The sequence below is a fragment of the Streptomyces sp. B1866 genome, assembly GCF_031932565.1.
GTDB lineage: Bacteria > Actinomycetota > Actinomycetes > Streptomycetales > Streptomycetaceae > Streptomyces.
The window spans coordinates 1-3,504 of sequence record NZ_JAVSCF010000401.1 but is presented as its reverse complement, the minus strand read 5'-3'; the positions used below and the strand labels follow the sequence as shown (position 1 = coordinate 3,504).

Annotated in this window: 5 protein-coding genes; 3 read left to right on the top strand and 2 right to left on the bottom strand. The window is 77.1% G+C overall.

From position 1 onward, the window contains the following. A partial coding sequence (locus tag RKE29_RS28695; RefSeq protein WP_312008625.1) for a helix-turn-helix transcriptional regulator occupies positions 1-306 on the bottom strand: 306 nt, incomplete at its 3' end. Positions 307-557: 251 nt separating this feature from the next. Between RKE29_RS28695 and RKE29_RS28690 the strand changes: the two genes are divergently transcribed. Continuing rightward, the gene (locus tag RKE29_RS28690) at positions 558-1,211 is read left to right on the top strand and encodes a hypothetical protein (protein WP_312008624.1); all 654 of its coding nucleotides are present in this window, start codon (positions 558-560) and stop codon (positions 1,209-1,211) included. 117 nt (positions 1,212-1,328) lie between these two features. Continuing rightward, on the top strand, positions 1,329-2,051 hold the full coding sequence (locus tag RKE29_RS28685; protein WP_312008623.1) for a GPP34 family phosphoprotein: 723 nt from the start codon (positions 1,329-1,331) through the stop codon (positions 2,049-2,051). Between the two features lie 44 nt (positions 2,052-2,095). Here the strand turns inward: RKE29_RS28685 and RKE29_RS28680 are convergent, their stop codons facing one another. Further along, entirely contained in the window at positions 2,096-2,509 is a 414-nt protein-coding gene (locus RKE29_RS28680; protein ID WP_312008622.1) for an SsgA family sporulation/cell division regulator, read from the bottom strand. A 228-nt stretch (positions 2,510-2,737) separates the two neighbouring features. On the opposite strand from RKE29_RS28680, the gene RKE29_RS28675 reads away from it, so the two are divergent. Beyond that, a partial coding sequence (locus RKE29_RS28675; protein ID WP_369016071.1) for a zf-HC2 domain-containing protein occupies positions 2,738-3,504 on the top strand: 767 nt, incomplete at its 3' end.

The following is a 3,504-nucleotide window of genomic DNA, read 5'->3' as shown; positions in this document are numbered from 1 at the left end:
GGGTCCGCGGCCGCCGGCCCCCCGCCCGGCCGCGGCCCGGCGCGCCGCGTCGGCCAGCAGCCAGCGGCGGTGCAGCGCGACCTGCTCCTCCGGCGCCGCCCCGCACAGCCGCGCGAAGCGCTCCACCGGCGCGTACTGGGTCGGCACCGCGTCGCCGTTGCAGTAGCGGTGCAGCGTCGACGTGCTCAGGTGCAGCCGCCCGGCCAGCGCGCCGTAGCTGCGGCCCGAGCGGTCCTTCAGCTCGCGCAGGTGCCGCGCGAACTCACCGATCGCCGCGTGCGTCGCGTCCTCCTCGGCGCTCCCCAAGAAAGCCACCCCCTCCCTCCCCTGGAACGGTCCCGTGTCCCATGAACGCGTTCCAGGACGCTGTCATCCTCCCAAGTCAGCGTATGTACAGGCATTTTTGTGTCCCGCCCGGTCCGGCGCGTGTCGCGGCCGGGGCAGGCGTGCCGACAGGCTTGGCCGTGTCCCGCCGCCACGACCGAGGCGCCGGGCAGACACGTGCACGACGACCGCGGGCCGACCGCGGAGACCGACAGAAACGGGGCACCACCGCCATGCACCTTCCCTGCCGTACGCGCCGCCGCCGGGCCGCCGTCACGGGCGCCGCGGCCGCGGCCGCCCTGGTGGCCGTCGCCGGCACCGCGCAGGCCCAGGGCGCCGACCACGCCCGCCGGGCGCCCGCCCGGACCGCCGCGCCCGCCTACCTGGCGGCCACCGAGCTGCCGCCGCACCCGCGCTCCGACTGGTACGCGGACGGCGTGGCCAAGGGGCTGCCCGAGCCCGTGCCGTACTGCGTCCGGGACACGCTGCCCTCGTCCGGGGCCGGGCACCGGACCTTCCGTACCGACTACGAGACGAACGCCGTCCAGATCGTGGTCACCACCGGCTCCGCGGACGCCGCCACCCGGCTCGCCGCGGCCGTCGAGCGGAAGATCCGCGCCTGCGCCGCCGACTACCGGCGGGAGTACCCGCCGGCGACCGCCTCCTGGCGCGACTACGGCACGGTGACGGCCGAGGACGGCGCCCACGTCTACGGCGTCCACACCGCGCTGCCCGACTCCGAGCCGGCCGTCGGCCTGTACGGCGTGGGCCGGGACGGCCGGACCGTCACCGTGGTCGAGTGGGCGGACAACGGCGGCCTGGACCTGGCCCCGGTCCCCGCCTTCCGGCGGACCACGGCGACGGCGGTCACCAAGCTGTACGCGTGACGCCGTAGCCGCCACGCGGCGGCGAACCGCGCGCCGGGGGCCGCACGCCCCCGGCGCGCGCTCACCGGCCGTACCGTGGGGAGCGGAAGGGCCACGCCGCACGCACCGGAGACCGCCGTGCCTGACGATTCCCCCTCGCCCGCCTCGCCCCCGTCATCCCCGTCGCCCCCGTCGTCCCCGGCTTCCGGGCCTCCCGCGTCCCCCGCAGGACCCGCGCCCGCCCCGCCCCTCCCGCTCGCCGACCGGCTGTACCTCCTCGCCTGGGATCCCGGCACCGGCGGCCTGACCCGCAACCCCCACCTCCACCTGCTGGTACGGGCCGGAGCGCTCGCCGACCTCGCGCAGCGCGGGCTGATCACCGAGGAGCGCGGCGCGGTGGTGCCGGACCTGGACGCGCGCACCGGCGACCCGGTGCTCGACGGGCTCCTGGAGCTGATCGCGGAGTCCCGTCCCCGCTCGTGGAAGCGGTGGGTCCGCCACGAGGCGCGGCTGACCCTGACTGCGGTCCGCGACCGGCTGGTGGCCCAGGGCTTCCTGCGCGTACGGACCCGGCGCGTGCTGGGGGTGTTCCCCCGGCGCGGCTACCTGCTCCAGCGCCCGGAGGCGGTGGCCGGCCTGCGGTCCGCCGCCGAGCTGGCGCTGCGCGGCGAGCGGGGCGCGGCCGAGGTGCCCGCCGCGGACGCGGCGCTGGTGGCCCTCGCCGCGGCCGCCGAGCTGCGTACGGTGGTGTCGGCGCGGGACGCCAGGGCGCACCGGGCCCGGATCGCCGAGCTGGCGCTGCGGACGGGCCGGGCCGCGCCCGCGCTGCGCAAGGCCGTCGCCGACGCGAAGGCCGCCTGAGACGGCGCCCGGCGGCCGCCAGGTGCCGGCCGCCGGGCGCCGCCTCACGCCTCCCGCAGCAGCGCCGCCAGCTCCTCGTCCAGGTCCAGCTCCGCGTCCTCGTCGCCCTCGGGCACCACCGCGTACGAGCGGAACAGGAACAGCCGCAGGTCGGCGGTGTCGAACTGGACCATCGCCATGCCCTCGGGCGCGTGGAACTCCATGACCGTCCGCTCCGGCCCGCACGGCCACACGTGCACGTCGCCGTTGCCCGCGGGCCCGCGCAGGCCCGCGGCCAGCAGCTCGCGGCCGAAGACCCAGTCCACCTCCGTCCCGTCGAGCGAGGCGGCGGGCGGGAAGGACACCCGGACCGCGAACGGGTCCTGGCGCTCGTAGTGCAGACCCGCGGGAATGGCGCGTGCCTCCGGCGTCGACGCGATGAGGCGGGCCTGGACGGCTTGGTCGATGATCGTGGACAACGCCGACTCCCTAGTGACGCGTGCGGGTCCTTGCCTGACGTACGACTCCTAAGACGCCCGGGTCCATACCGCAGTGCCCCGAGAACGAGAGTGATGTGCGTCACGACGACGTTTGACAGTGGACATTTGCCGTTTAGGCTGTCGAAATCCATGCTCGAACTCGCCGGCGTGCGAAGTTGTGACAATTCCGCGGCCGGGGCGAGGCACCATCCGACAGGCAATACCACCATGCACGAAGGCTTCGCCGCGCCCGACGCGCACACCTACGCCCAACAGTGCGGGACCGAGCGTCCGCGCCTCCTCGCTTACGCCCGCACCCTCACCGACGACCGCCTGCTGGCCGCCGACCTGGTGGCCGAGGCCGGCTACCGCGTCTGGCGGCGGCTGCGGGACGGCCAGACCGTCACCGACGTGCCCGCCGCCCTCACCGCCGCCGTACGGGACCTCGCTCCCGCGGCGGAGCGGGACGCGGCACCGGAGCCGCCGCAGCGGGTGGCGTACGTCGCACTGCTCGCCCGCCTCCTCGGCCGGCTGCCGCAGCGCTGGGTCAAGGCCCTGTGGCTCGCGGAGGTCGAGAACCAGCCGCTCGACGCGGTCGGCCGGGCCGTCGGCGCCGGCCGCGGAGCCGCGGTCACCCTGCTCCAGCGGGCCCGGGAGGGTCTGCGGCAGTCGTTCCTGGGCGCGCAGCCCGGCGCCCCGGCCGCCCCGGCGTGCCGGGAGTACTGGGACCGGCTGCCCGCGCACGTACGGGGCGCGGACCAGCCGCGCCAGGCCGAACTCGTCGCCCTGCACGCCGACGGCTGCGCCGACTGCCAGGCCCGTACGGCCGCGCTGGTACGGGCCGCCGACCAGTTCCCCGCACTGCTCGGCCCGGCGCTGCTCGCGCTGTCGGCCGAGGACACGGCCGCGTACCTGGCGGTTCCGGCCGAGGCGGCGGGCGGGTCGCGGCGCGGCGCGCACGCGGCGCCCAGGAGCGGCGCGCCCGCCGCCACCCG

What these genes read in the sequence shown, in the direction of transcription:
- RKE29_RS28690 (WP_312008624.1), top strand. Translation starts at nt 558, where the DNA reads ATGCACCTTCCCTGCCGTACGCGCCGCCGCCGGGCCGCCGTCACGGGC.